General features: G+C 36.9%; 16 protein-coding genes. 9 read left to right on the top strand and 7 right to left on the bottom strand.

Annotation, left to right across the window (positions count from 1 at the left end; translation table 11 throughout):
- Positions 1-464 precede the first annotated feature (464 nt).
- From A3EE_RS0109580 to A3EE_RS21640, 8 genes are all read left to right on the top strand, one after another.
- On the top strand, positions 465-1553 hold the full coding sequence (locus A3EE_RS0109580) for an ATP-grasp domain-containing protein (protein WP_083921263.1): 1089 nt from the start codon (positions 465-467) through the stop codon (positions 1551-1553).
- A complete protein-coding gene (locus tag A3EE_RS0109575; protein ID WP_018343224.1) occupies positions 1543-2661 on the top strand; it encodes a hypothetical protein in 1119 nt (372 codons plus the stop codon). Before A3EE_RS0109580 ends, A3EE_RS0109575 begins: the two co-directional genes overlap by 11 nt.
- The gene (locus A3EE_RS0109570) at positions 2651-3622 is read left to right on the top strand and encodes an aromatic ring-hydroxylating oxygenase subunit alpha (protein ID WP_018343223.1); all 972 of its coding nucleotides are present in this window, start codon (positions 2651-2653) and stop codon (positions 3620-3622) included. The genes A3EE_RS0109575 and A3EE_RS0109570 overlap by 11 nt, the downstream gene beginning before the upstream one ends.
- Complete coding sequence (locus A3EE_RS0109565) at positions 3622-4626, top strand: NAD-dependent epimerase/dehydratase family protein (protein ID WP_018343222.1); 1005 nt, start codon at positions 3622-3624, stop codon at positions 4624-4626. Before A3EE_RS0109570 ends, A3EE_RS0109565 begins: the two co-directional genes overlap by 1 nt.
- On the top strand, positions 4605-5447 hold the full coding sequence (locus tag A3EE_RS20345; RefSeq protein WP_018343221.1) for an MBL fold metallo-hydrolase: 843 nt from the start codon (positions 4605-4607) through the stop codon (positions 5445-5447). The genes A3EE_RS0109565 and A3EE_RS20345 overlap by 22 nt, the downstream gene beginning before the upstream one ends.
- Positions 5440-6741 (top strand): F390 synthetase-related protein, encoded by a 1302-nt coding sequence (locus tag A3EE_RS0109555; protein ID WP_018343220.1) that lies wholly within the window; start codon positions 5440-5442, stop codon positions 6739-6741. The genes A3EE_RS20345 and A3EE_RS0109555 overlap by 8 nt, the downstream gene beginning before the upstream one ends.
- On the top strand, positions 6725-7708 hold the full coding sequence (locus tag A3EE_RS0109550) for a 3-oxoacyl-ACP synthase III family protein (RefSeq protein WP_018343219.1): 984 nt from the start codon (positions 6725-6727) through the stop codon (positions 7706-7708). The genes A3EE_RS0109555 and A3EE_RS0109550 overlap by 17 nt, the downstream gene beginning before the upstream one ends.
- A gap of 306 nt (positions 7709-8014) precedes the next feature.
- Positions 8015-8125, top strand: a complete 111-nt coding sequence (locus A3EE_RS21640; protein WP_245553827.1) for a DUF1731 domain-containing protein — start codon at positions 8015-8017, stop codon at positions 8123-8125.
- 355 nt (positions 8126-8480) lie between these two features.
- On the opposite strand, the gene A3EE_RS0109540 is transcribed toward A3EE_RS21640, so the two are convergent.
- From A3EE_RS0109540 to A3EE_RS0109510, 7 genes are all read right to left on the bottom strand, one after another.
- Positions 8481-9590: a hypothetical protein gene (locus tag A3EE_RS0109540; protein WP_157446963.1), complete on the bottom strand. Its 1110-nt coding sequence runs from the start codon at positions 9588-9590 to the stop codon at positions 8481-8483.
- Positions 9591-9638: 48 nt separating this feature from the next.
- Positions 9639-10343: a hypothetical protein gene (locus tag A3EE_RS0109535; protein ID WP_026209707.1), complete on the bottom strand. Its 705-nt coding sequence runs from the start codon at positions 10341-10343 to the stop codon at positions 9639-9641.
- Positions 10344-10353: 10 nt separating this feature from the next.
- Entirely contained in the window at positions 10354-10833 is a 480-nt protein-coding gene (locus tag A3EE_RS0109530; protein WP_018343216.1) for an RNA polymerase sigma factor, read from the bottom strand.
- A 121-nt stretch (positions 10834-10954) separates the two neighbouring features.
- The gene (locus A3EE_RS0109525) at positions 10955-11938 is read right to left on the bottom strand and encodes a hypothetical protein (protein ID WP_157446962.1); all 984 of its coding nucleotides are present in this window, start codon (positions 11936-11938) and stop codon (positions 10955-10957) included.
- 140 nt (positions 11939-12078) lie between these two features.
- Positions 12079-12342, bottom strand: coding sequence for a hypothetical protein (locus A3EE_RS20340; protein WP_018343214.1), 264 nt, complete (start codon positions 12340-12342; stop codon positions 12079-12081).
- Positions 12343-12544: 202 nt separating this feature from the next.
- Positions 12545-13609 (bottom strand): response regulator, encoded by a 1065-nt coding sequence (locus A3EE_RS0109515; protein WP_018343213.1) that lies wholly within the window; start codon positions 13607-13609, stop codon positions 12545-12547.
- A gap of 11 nt (positions 13610-13620) precedes the next feature.
- The gene (locus A3EE_RS0109510) at positions 13621-14715 is read right to left on the bottom strand and encodes a PAS domain-containing sensor histidine kinase (protein WP_018343212.1); all 1095 of its coding nucleotides are present in this window, start codon (positions 14713-14715) and stop codon (positions 13621-13623) included.
- Positions 14716-14989: 274 nt separating this feature from the next.
- Here A3EE_RS0109510 and pheT point away from each other — a divergent pair, with 274 nt between their 5' ends.
- Positions 14990-17401, top strand: a complete 2412-nt coding sequence (pheT, locus tag A3EE_RS0109505) for a phenylalanine--tRNA ligase subunit beta (RefSeq protein WP_018343211.1) — start codon at positions 14990-14992, stop codon at positions 17399-17401.
- The last annotated feature ends 66 nt before the right edge of the window (positions 17402-17467 follow it).

Here is a 17467-nt window from a genome sequence, read left to right as displayed (position 1 = left end):
AAAAATTGTCTAAGAGGTAACGGAGGATTTGAGTTGTGTAGTATCTGTATTTGAATAAATAAGTTTTATATAATTTAACCGCAAAGAGCGCAAAGATTTCGTTAGGGGCGCAATTAAAATTTAATTAGAAACTTTGGGCTGTTGTTGATGTTTCTCCCTGAACAGATGTGATGTTAGAGGAAACACATTTGCGCAGAGCACCAAAAACCATGTACTACTAACTAATAAGAGCAACAGGTTGTTGGTAGCCCGTGTTGTTTTCTGTGCAATATTCAATCTGCAGAACTGACGGGAATACCAACAACAGCATTCACATATTTCTTTGCAATCTTTGCGTTTTTATCTTTGTGAACCTTGCGATAAAAATCTATTAAAAGACTTAATGTGGAACCAATTTCTATAAAAGTCATCCTCTCTGCATCCTACCATTAAAACTACTATATTGCACCTGTTTAACCGACTCTATGCAAACAATTCTCATATTAGGAGCGCGAGCACCTATTGCTCTTGAAATGGCAAGATCCTTTTCAGCTTTTGGATGCAGGGTGATCATGGCAGACTCTTTAAAATGGACCCTGGCCCGTTGGAGCAATTCCGTTGAGAAGTACTATAGATTGTCTGCTCCGAATACAAAGCTTACAAAATACATACTGGAACTTAAACAGATCATTTCGAAGGAACAGGTTACGCATTTGATCCCAACCTGTGAAGAAGCTTTTTACATAAGCATGTATAAAAATGAATTTGCCTGTACCGTATGGACGGCAAATTTCAATTTAATGAATCAGCTGCATAACAAACACGATTTTATAAAACTGGCAAGCACATACTTTAGTGTTCCGAAAACAATATCGGTTGATACATTTTCAGATTGGGCAAATAGCAAAGACTATGTTTTTAAACCCATTTATTCGAGGTTCGCAACATCGGTTATTATTAATAAGAATCAGGAATATTGTAAAAGAACGATTCCGCAGCCGGATAAGTGGATCGCCCAAGAACGCATTCATGGAAAAGAAATCTGTGTGTACACCGTCTGGAACGATGGAGTATTAAAAGCATTTGCTGCTTATCATCCGCTTATGCGTATCGGTAAAGGATCGAGTATTTACTTCGAACCTTATTTCGACGAGCATCTATTTGAACAGATACAAACATTTGGAACGGCGATCAACTATACAGGACAATTGTGTTTCGATTTTATTGTAAATGAGAACGGTGCTTTTGTACTGGAATGCAATCCCCGCGGCACATCCGGAGCGCATCTGTTGCATCAGAAATTGGCACCTGCTTTTTTAACAAACGACTCTTTTATCTTAACGTCAGCAAAAACGTTTTCAATTAAAGCAGCGATTCTTTTAACCCAACCACTTAGTCTGTTCACAAAAAAATTCCACAGATCCAGCGATGTAATTATACAATACAATGACATACTTCCGGGACTACTACAACCCTTAAGTTTATTGGAGATAACGTACATCAAATTCAAGTATAATAAAACCTGGCTGGGCGCAACAACAGGCGACATAGAATGGGACGGTCATGAAAATTGAATGGATCAAAGCTGAAGCCATCAAAGATCCATTGTTAAAACGTGTTGCCGCACTTTTTAGCAATCATACAAGTCGTGCGCTCATCCAAAACGTTGATACAGAAATACGGTTTATACAGATTCAACATTCTCTTGTATTCCCTGTAACCATCAACAACGCCGAATGGGACAATTCTTATGTATGCTCTCCTTATACAGCCTATGTTACGTATGCAAAAGAAGAAGCTGAACAAAAGATACAGAATAAAATCCTTCGATTTATTCTTAAATTATTCATTTCAACTTTTGGCATTTATTTAAAAAGTACACAGATCAACAAGGTTGTACATGTAAACAACTTTATGCTTTCTACCAATCCATATCCTGAATGGAAGGGATCACACATCAGAGAAGTACTTGCATTTTTAGTTAAAGAGCTTCCCGGACACGCAATCATCTTCCGCTCTATCAATGATATTCAACACAAAGAACTACTGAAAGCGTGTGTGAATGCAAATATGAAATTGATAGCGAGCAGGCAGGTATATATATACAACGAACCGTTCACTGATTTTATGAAACGCAACAACAATTATCAGGATCAGCGGATCATTCGAAAAAAAGGACTGATCTATGTATCACACGAAGAGATGTGGGGCTACCTGGAAGAAGCATTGCATCTATATAATTTATTATATCTTAAAAAATATTCGAAACATAATCCCCAATTTACCTTAACATACTTTACTGAAAGTTATACACTGGGTCTGATTCATTTTCAAGGATATAAAGATCATACAGGAAGATTACGGAGTTTTTGCGGACTCTTCACTCAGGGAGACACCATCACCTCTCCCCTTGTTGGTTATGATACGAGTGCTCCTAAAGAAGATGCCTTATACATTCATGCGATACAATTAATTTATATGTATAGATTAAACGCAAACAAAACATTAAATTTAAGTTCGGGTGCTCCTTTATTTAAACGTTTAAGAGGCGGAATTCCTGCTATAGAATATTCCGCTGTGTATGTAAAACACTTATCTCTGTTCAGAAGAAGTGTATTTGTCTTATTGAAATTTGCAAGTAATTCTATTGGTGTGCCTTTATTAAAAAAGTATGAACTCTAATCCGTATTTTATTCCGGTACTATTTGAAAAGCAGCTGACTGCCGACAGTCCGGTGAAGGTATGGCTGATAGATACACCTGTAGTACTTGTAAAATCGAAAGATGCGATACATGCATACGAGGATTTTTGTCCGCACAGAGGTGCACCGCTTTCCAAAGGGTTTGTAAAGGACGGCGTACTTACCTGCAGATACCACGGTTGGGAATTCAATGCAAATGGAAAGAACAAACATGTGCCTGTTAAAAATGCAGCTGTTGATTGTGAACTAAAAAGAATACAGGTAGCTGTAAAATATGGCATCATATGGATCAGTAAAGATTCAACTGCACTGATACCTGAGTTGTCTGAAGAACTTCCTGCGTTTACATTAAACGGAAAAATACATGCAAGTATATTAAATACACTTGAGAATTTTCTGGAAGGCAGTCATACACATTTTGTACATGATGGCCTGGTTCGTTCAAAAAAAATAACACGACAAAAAATAGAGGCTACACTTATACCTTCTGAAACCGGCTTCTCGGTTCACTATCAATCGGAGCCTCCAAAAGGTTTGCTAACGGTTCTTACTCCAGCACGATTTAGAAATCTCCGTGCAGTTTCAACATATATGCATCCAAATATTTCTGTTCTTGAATATTGGAACGATGCCAATATACGTGTAGCCAGAATAGAAGGAATCTTAAGTACACAACAAACTCAAACCGTTTATCTTGCAAGAATCTATCTGCATCTGGGTTTATTTACTCCCATTGCAACGATGATTGCCAAACCTATTTTTAAAAAAATCATTCAGCAGGATAAAGTAATTCTTGAATTGCAGGAAAAGAATCTTCAGCATTTCAAACAACCTAGTTTTGTATCCGATGAAACAGATGTGGTAGGTGTTGAAATCCAACGATGGTTGTATAACAAAGAAAACAGAGCAGTTGAACCGTTCAACTTTACAGTATATTGGTAGTGAATAGAAAAACAAAAATTATAATTACCGGAGCTGCAGGTTTTTTAGGCGGCAGACTTGTGAAACAGCTTGCTGCATCAGGTATGTATGATGTCATTGCAACATCGCGCAGAACAGAAAGAAAAACGGAGCTTGAAAGTGCTGGCTGTACATTTATATCAGGAGATCTGTTGAATAGTGATTTTTGTTTGCAGCTAACAAAAGAAGCGGATATTATTGTGCACTGTGCAGCCTTGTCTTCTGTTTGGGGAAGCTATTATGATTTTTATGATGCCAATGTGATCACAACAAAAAATCTATTGGCAGCGGCAATACAAAATGGTGTACGTAAATTCATTTTCATTTCAACACCAAGTATTTATTTTGATTTTACAGACAAATACAACATTTCCGAAAACGATGTACCTCCGGAAAAATCTGTCAATGCCTATGCTTCAACAAAACTAATGGCAGAACAGTTTGTGCTTGAAAAAAATTCTGAACAGATCAAAACAGTTGCCTTAAGACCTCGGGCAATTATCGGTGCAGAAGATACCGTGATCTTTCCACGCATCATTCGTGCGTATACAGAAGGAAGATTAAAAATTATTGGTGATGGAAAAACACTGGGAGATTTAACTGCGGTAAGCAATGTCATTGAAGCGGTACACTGTTGCATACGCGCAGACGATTCAGCGATGGGACAAGCATATAATATCTCGGATGGAAATCCTGTTTTATTATGGCCAACCATCAATCATATTTTAAAGGAATTAGGACACAAACCGATTACTAAAAAAATATCTGCAGGACTTGTTTTAACAATAGCATCTATCATTGAAGGTACGGCGAAGTTATTCAATGCAAAAAAAGAACCAAGCATCACAAAATATGGTATTGGTGTATTGGCCAAAAGTATTACGATGGATATCCATAAAGCAAGAACTGCTTTAAACTATAAACCTGTTCAAACAACCGAAGAGGCAATAAACGAATTTATAACATGGTACAGGAAACAGAAATAACATTTCAGCTTTTTGCTTCGGGATACTGTACTGCAAACGCAAAGATCATTGATCCCACATCTGCATTGAAGTCAAGCAGGTTTTATGCTGTATGGGCTTTGCTGAAACATCCTTCGTTGGGACTTGTACTCTTTGATTGCGGTTATAATGAACTGTTTCAGAAAGAAACACAATCCTTTCCCGAAATACTGTATCGTTGGGCCACGCCAGCGCACATACCAAAAGAACAAACTGCTAAATATCTGTTAGAAGAAAAAGGAATCAAACCCGAAGATATCCATTACATTATTGTATCACATTTTCATGCCGATCACGTTTGCGCATTAAGAGATTTTCCGAACGCTCAATTTATCTGCAATCAATCTTCCTTAGATGAATATCGATCCGTATCCGGATTTTCTGCCTTAAAAAAAGGAATCATAAAAAAATTAATTCCTCCTGATTTTGAATCGAGAGTTATTGTGTTGCAGAATATTTCAACTTCTTATGTAGATGTAAATTCCGGATTGCTATTTCATAGATTTTTCGACCAGGATGTATTTGAATTGATAGAATTACCAGGACACGCTAAAGGTATGCAGGGAATTAAAGTAAACCTATCCGACAAAAAGATTGTTTATGCTACGGATGCAGCATGGAGTAAAGAGGCTTTCAACAAAGGGATTTTACCCATGAAAATTGTGAAGCTATTCTTTGATTCATGGAAAGCATATAAAAATACATTTACAGCACTAAAAAAGTATGAGGCAAATCATCCGGACTATACAGTTCTGTTTACACATTGTCCGGAGACATTACAACTCATAGAAAATAATGTTTAAGATAAAGATCATTTTCTATTGGATTACTTTTAAACTGAGAAGAAAATTCACAGATAAGGAATCCTTGATGTCTTTTCAGGAAAAATCATTTAAGCGTTTTGCTTTACAAACACTTACAAAATCGCCGTACTATCGTCCCTACAACAGCAACACGTTGCAAGATCTAGCTCATATTTCTGTGATTGAGAAATCACAATTCATGGAACATTTTAATACGATCAATACATTAGGCATTGATAAGGAACAGGCATTGCAAATAGCATTAGAAGCAGAACAATCCCGCAATTTTACTCCGCAGATCAACAACGTAACGATTGGTTTATCGACAGGTACCAGCGGTAAGCGTGGCATTTTCCTTGTCTCTGAAGATGAGCGTGCACAATGGGTTGCGATGGTAATGAGTCGTGTTATAGAACCTAAATTATTCAAAAAACAAAAGATCGCTTTTTTTTTACGCGCAAGCAGCAATCTGTATAGTTCCGTACAATCTTCTCTTTTTATTTTTGAATATTTCGACATCTTTGAACCCATCGAACAGTTAGCTGCTAAACTACAGCAATACCAACCCGATATTCTTGCAGCCCCACCTTCTATGCTGGCAGATCTAGCCAAACGACAAGAGGATGCTGTTATAAACATTCACCCCCATCAGATCATTTCATTTGCAGAAGTGTTATACGATTCAGATAAAATTTATATCGAAAAAATATTCCGTCAGCAAATCAAACAGATCTATCAATGTACCGAAGGATTTTTGGGGGTAAGTTGCAGGTATGGGAACATTCATTTAAATGAAGACATTGTTTATATTGAAAAGGAATACATAACACACAATCGCTTCTACCCCATTATTACAGATTTCACCCGAACCACACAGCCGGTTGTACGTTATAAGTTAAACGATGTATTGATCGAAAAGCAGGAACCTTGTGCCTGTGGATCAGCATTTACAACGATTGAAAAGATAGAGGGACGTTCGGACGACATACTTTTATTCCATGTAACGAATCAATTTATAAAATTATATCCGGATCTGATCTGCAGAAAAATCGCACAGTATACAGATAATTTCAGAGCCTACAAGATCGTACAGCCTGCATGGGATCAATTACATATTTATATAGAATCAGCTGCTTATGAAGAAGCAAAGGTCCTTTTTACTCAAGCAATAGAATCCTTGTTTGAAATGTATTCTATACGAAACATTTCATTCAGCTATTTCAACACAATCCCTGTTATAAAGGGAAACAAGATCAGAAAAATTGAACGCACATTCGATGAACATAACATTTAGAGCAATCAGTACCTACTTTCCCGGAGAACGGATCGCATCTGCAGAACTGGATAAACGCTGCGGTTTAAAAGAAGGGTATATAGAAAAAAACACGGGCGTTAAATTCCGGCACCATGCACATAAAACAGACACGGTTGCAAAAACCGCTGCACAGGCTTTAAACAAAGCGCTACAGACGGCAGGATTGAAACCTTCGGACATTGACCTGCTTCTTTTTACGGGTGCATCGTTTGATCGTCCGATCCCGCACAACGCCTGTCTGATCAAAGCGCAGATAACAGACGACAGCAATCCATTTCCATGTTTTGATATTGACTCAACCTGTTTGAGTTTTGTCAATGGTTTGGATGTTGCACATCTGTATATTCAATCAGGTCGATACAACCGCATTGCATTAGTATCGGCAGAAATTCCTTCAGACTGTTTGAATATAAAAGATCCGGGCACCTACGGTTTATTTGGCGATGCAGCTGTGGCTGTCATTATTGAAAAAGGAAATGGGTATACTCCTTTACCGGGAATGTTTTTAACTTATCCCTCCGGTGCCGAGCTTGCAGGCATTAAATATGGCGGCGTTGAAGACAGAGCACTGCATAAAGATACCAGCGACCCTGATTTCTTTTTTAAAATGGAAGGTCGGCCGATGATACAATTGAGCAAAAAACATCTCAATAATTATATTGAACGTCTGGAAGCACAGTCTCACATGCCTTTACAGAAGATGGATTATATCTTTCCGCATCAATCCAGTAAATACGGAAACATGTATTTCATGGAACAGTATGCACTGCAGGAAAAGCAAGTCATCAATACGCTGGAAGAATATGGTAATTGTATTTCAGCATCCATCCCATTGGGATTGGAACGGATATTAAATAATAAAAACATAGATCTTCAGCATAAAAACATGCTGCTGATTGGTACTGCAGCGGGATTTTCGTTGGGCGGAATGGTATTGAAATTTTAAAATAAATCATTTTTAACCTAGCCTGATAAATATTATCGTTTTTCTAAACTTACTATTTACAAACAATAGAAATTAGATCAATTAAAACTGTTTCTCAGGACGACTCCTGCGGGATCGAATATTTATAGCTCATACATAATAGTTTTTTTACGCACAATATCGAAGGTATTTTATTTGAAAGAATACCTTCAGTATTGTGCGTATTTTATTTAAATCTGATATTCTATAAACATATGACCCCGACTATCAACACCCAAATGGTTATTGAACATTGGTGCAGTACTTATTCGTACGGAAACGGAATTAATATTAAAAAGCAGATGGGTATTGCCGGAACGACTGCAAGCTAAGGGATATGTATTTAAACATCCGCAATTAGAGGAAGCATTACATGACATTCTCCATAATGAACAGTAGGCATAAAATTCTGTTCTCCCTTATTGCAATTATTATTTACATATCTACCCTGACAAATACTATTATTATTCTATCAATAGTATAGATTATATTTAATTGAAAGCATTGTTCATGAAAGACCCCATCGGGGTCAAATATCTGTAGAAAAAACATATAAAAGATTCTACGCGCGATAGCGAAGGTATCATACTGTCAAAATACAATACCTTCGGTATTGTGCGTGTTCTTTTCATTCTAATCAATGCTACAGATATTTGACCCCGATGGGGTCTTCTCATAATATACAAGTACCTCAGTTGTATATTACGAGAAGACTTGCCACAAAAAACAATTGTATTTTTCAGGGTAGATCTAATTATCTAATTAAAATATCGGTAGTAAGTTCGAAAAGTTTATAATTACGATCCTTTCCAATAATACCTTTTCCCATAGTACCCATAACTTTCACCCAATCATTCTGAAAGCCCAGGGTAAGGCCTTCAAACGTGCTGCTGAAATATTCCGTATAAGCGAATCCAAAAAGCATTTTATCGTATCGTGCATTAGCAGAGATGTGCACATACGATAATTGTGTAACAGAAGAATTATTCAAAAGAAACCGGTATGCATCACCGCTTTGATCGCCTGTTGATTTACTGAGATTGAAATAATGTTTCATTCCCACTCCTACGATCGGAGTAAAAACAAAAGCAGCATGTTCACTTCTGCTGAATGAATAACTAAAATTTATGTTTGGTTCTATCGAATACAATACCGCATCTGAAACAGATTCAGACTGTTGCTCTGTCTTTGTGTTGTACGAATACGTACTTATTATTGTGTGTTCATTGTAAGCACTTCTTTCAAATGAAATTTTCGATAGTAAAAGTAACTTTCCGGAATTCAATTGTAATCCAATACCCGAACGAATGATGTTATTGGAGAAATTATATTGAACATAATCTGAAATAATTGAATCCTTTAGTTGTATGCCATCCGGATGATCGGAAGAATATATTATTTCACCACAATTCTTTGCGTTAAAATTCAGAATACTTGAATTCGTTGTTTTACCTACTTCTAAAAAAAGAGAAGGTGAAAAAGTATACTTCGGTTTATAGTGGCTCTTTGCAGATTTAATAGTGTATTTAGGCGCGATACAAAAACCAGCCAGATATTGTTTCTGATCATTAAAATATTTCTTTTGAGAGAGTTGATCCGGCAAATACGTTTGTGTCTCACTTGTCATCATATTATCCTTCAAATTCCGATATAGAAAATATGCCCCAATGCCTGAACTTAATCTACGTGACATCTGGTCATACCCAACAGCTAGATTGGAATATTTTGATAGATCCTGGTTCAATGCATTCATTCCAAAACTTACACGCTTGTTTTCTTTTGAACCGGCCATGGATGGATTCAATTGTAAGGGCAATTGATTAACCTGAGCAAAAGGAGTCTGCGCCTCTGACAAATAAATCAAAGAAATAAATAAACCAATACATAAAAAGAACCTCCTACACATAGTCCCTTAAAAATTTGGATTCGTTGGTATAAAATCGGATGATGGTTTAAGAGTTACTTTTGTTTTATGTTTCACTTTTTTCTTTTCCTGTGCTGCAGTGTTCGGCTTGGAAACTGTACTCTTTGAAGCAAGCGTATCAACCTGTTGTTTTTCATTTACCGTACCAATCGTTTCATTTGTTTTAATCGTTTGCAACGATGTAGTATCTGCTATAGATGCGGATGACTGCACTTGTTGATTTATCATTGCATCAGGCAATAAAATGCCGGATGAAACATCATTTGCTTTAACAGGATTTATCTTTGCTGGTTTTATTGTTGAAATAACTGTATTGGATTGTTCTTTCCCGACAGCAGTGTTTTGTGATTGTATCGTTTCATTCGTTTGAATAGATTGCTCCTGCACCTGTTTCGTTTCATCTGTATAAACGTAAGCAAGTGTTCCTGTTATCAGCAATATGAACGACACGATAATTGTATATTTATTTAAATAAGGAGAAAGAACGGGTTTCTTCAGTAACTGTGTAGTTAAACCATAATCAGGCTCTGAATGATCCACATGCGCATAGGATTGAGCCCAACGGGTAAACTCAACCTCATACTCGGGATGTTGATGAATCAGATTCAACAGATCCGTTTTTTCCTGCTCTGACAAATTACCTTCGTAATAGTCGAACATGCGTTCTTCTATATGTTCAATATTTATTTTCACAACTGTAGCCTTATAAAACCAAACGTAAATCTCCGATGTAACTTTTAATTATCTGACGCGCTCTGAATAAATACACTTTCACCTGTGAGTCCGAGAGAGTCAGTATCTCTCCTATTTCCTGATAACTGTATCCTTCATAATCTTTCAGCAACACAATGGATCGCTGCTGATCCGTTAATAATGCCAATGAATCATTGACTATTTTTTTCAAGTCTGTATTTTCCTGCTCGATCCATCGTTCGGGCAATTGATCGAAGTTGTCAAATCGTTTCTGTTTATTCAGATGATCCATACTCAGCCGGTATGCTGTAGTAAATAACCACGCACGAACTTTATCGAAATTAACACTCGCTCTTTTTTCCCATAAACGCAGATAGGTTTCCTGCGTGATGTCTTTCGCAACAACGGTATCGCGCACGAGTTTATCAACAAACCGGCAAACCCGATTGTTGTACTCCTCCACCGACTGATTGTAACGTTTATGCAACATGTAGCTATATTCTGATTGCTTGCTATCTCAAATTTTCGGAACCATTTAAATCATGTGATTCTTCACTTTACATAATCAAAGTAAAGTACCACATGTATGTCTTTTACCGATCTCAATCCAATTAATAATAGATTGTTTTTGTATAATACTCATGACCTATAATTATAAACTGGCTCAATGGTTCACCGTAATATACCGGCATGCCTGTGACTTCCGCTTCAATACTAGTCAAACGACCATATGTATCGAAGGTATAGGAAGCATCGAAATATCGATAATTAAAGAGAGGGCCTACAAGATATTCTGCATGCGTTGCATACTTATAGGGGGTAGTTCTTGGATACATGTTCACATATCCTGCTTGTCCGATCGGTATAATAGTAGAAGCTACTTCATCTTGAAATTTTATTTCTTTATTAATGCCATTCACAGTACCCGAATTCCAAACCGACGTACTAGTCTCCATACCCGGATCAACAAATATTCCCTTAAATGGATAAACTCCATTCTCCGTGTTATTAAAAAATTCGATTAAGTTGCCACCGTAATCATGAGATGAACCGAGTGTTCCTTCTCCTTTACCTGTAAATATAGATGCAGAACTGGAATTCATTTGAATACTATCCTGAAATGTATGTGCGATATTTGTCCTGATTATATAATCAACCGTTCCTGTAGCCGTGTAATTATATACATACATTGTATCATAATCCTGAAATGTTGCAAGTTTCCCCAGATTATTGTATGTATATATTTGTGGTCTGATATAACCGGAATATTGAGGATTCACATTATCATCAATATAATAGATTTTACTTGATAACTGATTGCTTGAATTGTATGTATACACAATAGAATCCTGGTGATCTGTTCTTATTGAATCATACATACACATTTTAGTGACTAAACCTTGAGCATTATATGTAAAAAGTTGAATATTAGTTGGACGATACCAACCATCAATACCAAACGTTATAACCTTTTTGGGCAGTTTATCCTCCTTGGATAATTTAGTGCCTGAGCTATTATGTATTGGCTCAACATGCTCCTTTTTACATGCGCTTAAACAAGCAAGAAGACACAGAACAAAAATAAGTCTTTTCATAGTTTTATAGGTTTTATATCGGTGAGACAGACATCCCCTATAAAATGTTACAAGCAATATGAATATTTTTCAAAAAATAATTTGCTACGCAGACAATATACAGATCCGTAGTTGTTTTTTCTAAAGCGAAATGTATCTTTTTATACGAATGAGAAGATTTTTTTAAATCTTTCATATATCCCATATCTCTCAATTATTTCCTTCTTTGCTTTCTGTCTTTGAACATATCGAGACAACCCCTTCCCCTTTCTTGCCAGCACTTTCATTTCTTCAATCATCCCCTTGGGGTTGCAGGCAACATTATATTCTACAAGCTCATTTTTGGACTTGATGCGAATATATTCCTCTCCTATTTCGTAATGTGTAATAGTTGATTCGCCGGTATCATTCACATATATTTTCATAAAAATTAAAAAGTTATAGCTATTGATAAAATATAGAAAACCCGTACAATAAAATGATGTTTCAATATCGAAGTTCAATTATTTATATTGCAATGCAATTAATTAAAAAAAATAATTATTTCCTAAGAATTAGATCCTTCGATCGATCTATTTTCACGATCGGTATGTGCATTCAAAACTGCAGCGGATTAGAAATTCTCAATTAATTTTTCATCCGCTGCAGCTTTTCAATACTCACAATTGTTATTTTACTTCCTGCAATCTGTACCAATCCTTCATCTTTAAAATCTGACAAGGTACGAATCACTGTTTCTTTTGAAGCACCTGCTAATGCTGCCAGATCTTCCCTGTATAATGCAATTGTAAATTCATCTGTTTTGTCTTCTTTATGAAAATTCGAATACAACATGAGCAATGACTCAGCCACACGTTTACGAACTGAGTTAAATGCCAGCTGCAATAAGCGCTCTTCTTTTTCAATTAAATTATCAGAGAGCATTTTAATAAATGCATTTGAAATTTCTTTGCTACTCGACAATACTGCAAAAAATTCTTCGGCAGGAATAATATAGATCTCTGTTTCATCCAGTGCCATAGCCGACTCTGTATATATCGCACCTTCAAGTATGTTCTGATATCCCAAAAATTCACCGGCACCATACAATCCGGTAATAAATTCGCGACCTTCATCATTTGTTTTAAAGGTCTTTACCCTTCCCCTCACAATAAAAAATAATGCACTTGCAGGTTTTCCTTCTGCATACAACTGCTGTTTCTTTTTGAATGCACTAACTTTGCGTTGATTTGAGATCAATGTTTCCAGGCCTTCCTTATCCTTCGCTTCCAACATTAATTTATTAATTGTATTGAGATCGCTTAACGAATTTTTCTTAATCAACTCATGTCTGCGCAATCGTATGGTAACAGCATCCAGCAGATCCACATCATCAAAAGGTTTTGTTAAATAATCATCCGCGCCCAGATTCATACCCTTTCTGATATCATTCCGTTCAGTCTTCGCTGTTAAAAAAACAAATGGTATAGCGGAAGTTTTCGGAGATTTTGACAATATATGCAGCACACCGTAACCATCCAGTTCCGGCATCATGATATCACAAATTATGAGATCCGGCTTTTCCTGTTGTGCCATTTCAACCCCTCTTCGTCCGTCGTCTGCAGTGATCACCGTGTATTTAGCAAGCTCTAATATCTCTACTATATTTTCTCTTACGTCAAAATTATCTTCAATAACTAATATTAATTTCATGCATTTAGTAATTATAATGGTATTTGTACAGTGAAGGTTGTTCCCTCATGATTACTTGTGAATGTAATTGTACCATTCATCAAGTCTAAATATTTTTTAACAATGTTCAAACCCAGTCCGGTACCCGATATGCTTGTTGCATTCTGAGCCCGGAAGAACCGACTGAATATATACTTCTGTTCGTAAGCAGGTATACCAATGCCTTCGTCCTGAATGATCAATGTTAATTGATTGTTTTCAATCGTAGTTGTAATCTGTATCTTTTTACCTTCTTTCGAATATTTGATCGCATTAGAAACTAAATTTAGCATAATATTGCGAAGCAAACTTTTATCTAAGTATACGGTTTGTGTATCGCTTGTATGCTTAGAAACAATCTGCTGTCTATTCTTTAAAATCCCATTCAATTCGTCACTAACTTCTTCTGTCAGGTCTCTTATATCAAACGCAACGGCATCTACAACCGTTACTCCTTCTTCGAGTTTACTTAATGATAAAAAACCATTTAATATGGTAGTTAAATTATCAACAGAAGATTTGATACGGCCTACATGTTTTAAACGCTTATCGGTATCGTCATTTTCATTATACCGTGCAATGAGTGATATAGAAGATAAGATAGCACTGAGAGGCGTACGAAATTCATGCGAAGCCATTGTTACAAACCGTGACTTCAATTCACTTAATTCCTTCTCTTTTACCAATTCTTCTTTTACTTCTTTTAATTCTGAAATATCATGAACAATCCCGATGAATGTTTTTTTGTTAGCAAGAAGAACTTCACTCATGCTTAATAAAAAGGGGAAGATTGTCCCATTTTTACGTTTGCCGATTACCTCTCGTCCTCTGCCAATACTGTGCTGCCCGATCACATAACAATTGGTTGCGCCTTTATCTTCATCCTGCTCCCTTTCCGGAAGCAGCATTTTAATATTTGCCCCGAGCATTTCATCCTGCTCATATCCGAAAATTTCCAATGCCGCCGGATTTACTGATTCCATTGTACCACTTTCGTTGATCGTAATAATGCCGTCTACAGCATTTGTTACAATTGCCTGGTACCTGGGTTCCAGATCATCAAATTTAGCAGCTTTTTTTTCAGGCATATGTTTAATTTCACTTGCGGATTTAAAGCTACAATTTAATTCAAATTTAACAGTAAAGTTTTTTAGATATCCTTTAAAATCAACACCTAACCAAATTATTCAGACGTTTACGAAATACTTTCCTGAAAAATGATATTAGTCACCCCTATCTGCTCAATCGGAAAAGCTCTTTTTACAAATCAACCAGCCCTGCATTATTCAATTCTATATTGAAATATATGCCAAAATCTCACTTTATTCCGTATTTTTGTACGTTATAACATAGAATAAATACATGCGCATTTCTTATAATTGGCTAAAAGACTATATAGATTTAACAGAATCTCCTGAAGAGATTGCTCGTTTATTAACCCATTCCGGATTAGAAGTTGAGAAAGTAGAGACCTACGAAAGTATCAAAGGCGGACTTGTCGGCATTGTTATTGGAAAAGTATTGACGTGTGAACAACATCCCAATGCAGATAGATTAAGAAAAACAACTGTTGATGTTGGCGGTGAAACACCTTTGAATATTGTGTGCGGCGCACCAAATGTTGCAGCCGGACAAACTGTTGTTGTTGCAACGATTGGCGCAACCATATATCCATCCGAAGGAGAGCCTTTTAAAATACAAAAATCAAAAATACGCGGCGAAGTTTCTGAAGGCATGTTGTGTGCAGAAGATGAACTGGGCATGGGCAAATCGCACGATGGCATCATTGTGATTGAGAAAGAAATCAAACCGGGCACTTCTGCTCAATCGTATTTCAATATTGAAGTAGATTCTATTTTTGAGATCGGTTTAACACCTAACCGTGCAGACGCCGCATCACACTTAGGTGTAGCACGTGACCTGCGTGCATTGCTTAACCGTGCACTGAAAAAAGTAGATCTTAAAAACTTTCAGCCGGGCTTTAAGGCAAGCGGCATTACATTAAAAGTTGAAAATACAAAAGGCTGTCCACGTTATACAGGCCTCAGCATCTCAGGTGTAAAGATCGGAGATTCGCCGGAGTGGCTTAAAACACGTTTGCGTTCCATTGGATTAAATCCGATCAACAATGTAGTAGATGCAACCAACTATGTAATGCACAGCCTTGGTCAGCCGCTGCATGCGTATGACCTGGATGAAATAAAAGGCCATACCGTTGTTGTTAAAAACCTTCCTGCAGGTACTGAATTTGTTACGCTTGACGGTGTGAAGCGTAAATTACTGGAAACAGATCTGATGGTATGCAATTCTTCTGAACCTATGTGTCTGGCAGGTGTATTCGGTGGTCTGGATTCAGGAGTAAAAAACAATACCCGTCATATCTTCTTAGAGTGTGCATACTTCAATCCTGAAACCGTGCGTACTTCTTCCATGAAGCATGGCTTAAAGACCGATTCATCTTTCCGTTTTGAACGCGGTACCGATCCGAACATGCCTAAGGTAGCGCTTCGCAAGGCAGCAGCATTGATTGTTGAAATTGCAGGCGGAGAAATCTCTTCAGACATTTTAGATTCTCAAACAGAGACCTTCCCTCCGTTCCGCATTGAAACAACACACCAACGCATCTGCAAAATGATTGGTAAAGAAATTCCTGCAGACCGCATTCTTGAGATCATCAGTTTACTGGATATAAAACTGGCATTCCGTAACGGAGATCTTCTTGTACTGGATATTCCTCCCTTCCGCGTAGATGTGCAGCGTGAAGCAGATCTGGTAGAAGAAGTACTACGTATTTACGGTTACGACAATATTGAATTAAGCGATCATTTAAGTTCTGAATTCTTATCTGAATTCCCTGCAAAAGATTCTGATCGTATACACAGCTTAGTTGATCAAACATTGATCGCTAAAGGCTTTCAGGAGATCTTAACCAATTCGTTAACGAAAGCTTCGTACATTGAAATGCTTTCGAACAGTGAAGATGCCGTTCCAATTCTAAATAAATTGAGTGAAGAACTAGCCTACATGCGCTCTTCGCTTGCATTTACAGGTCTGGAAACCATTGCCCACAACATCAACAGACGTCAGAAAAACCTAAAACTGTTTGAATGGGGTAAAGTATATCACAAGAGAGGAAATAAATATAAAGAATATAACAAGCTGGCTGTATACCTATCGGGCAATCAGCATGCAGAAAGCTGGAACGCAGTTTCAAAATCCGTTGACTTCTTTGACCTGAAAACAATCGTTGTTCAGGTTCTTGAAAAGTTAAACATTGCTGTTACGCAAGTTCAGGAAATTGAATCAAATCCATTATTCTCCAAAGGTGTTATTTATAAAAACGGCGGTAAGGCATTGGTAGAATTCGGATATGTATCTGCTTCTTTCCTGAAAGCCACGGATGTAAAACAAGATGTTCTGTTTGCAAACTTTGATGCTGATCTGTTATTGGAATTGTATTCAAACAAATCCAAATACACTGAAATTTCAAAATTCCCGGAAGTACGCCGCGACCTTTCATTGGTACTGGACGCTTCGGTTACATTTGAGCAGATCAAAGAACTGGCTTTAAAAACTGAGCGCAAGATCTTGACAGATATCAATGTATTTGATGTGTATGAAGGAAAGCACATTGAAAGCGGTAAAAAATCGTATTCCTTGAGCTTTACCTTACTGGATAAGGAACAAACACTTACAGATCAGGTGATTGATGCTACGATGAGCAAGTTGATGGCGACTTTTGAAAAAGAGTTAAATACGATTATTCGTAAATAGGTAAAACGCCTGATATAAAAGCATTTTGGCTATTTGAGTTCATGTAGAACTTAATAATGGAGTTAG

Source organism: Cytophaga aurantiaca DSM 3654, from assembly GCF_000379725.1.
GTDB classification, from domain to species: Bacteria; Bacteroidota; Bacteroidia; order Cytophagales; family Cytophagaceae; genus Cytophaga; species Cytophaga aurantiaca.
This window is presented reverse-complemented; position numbering and strand designations above follow the sequence as displayed.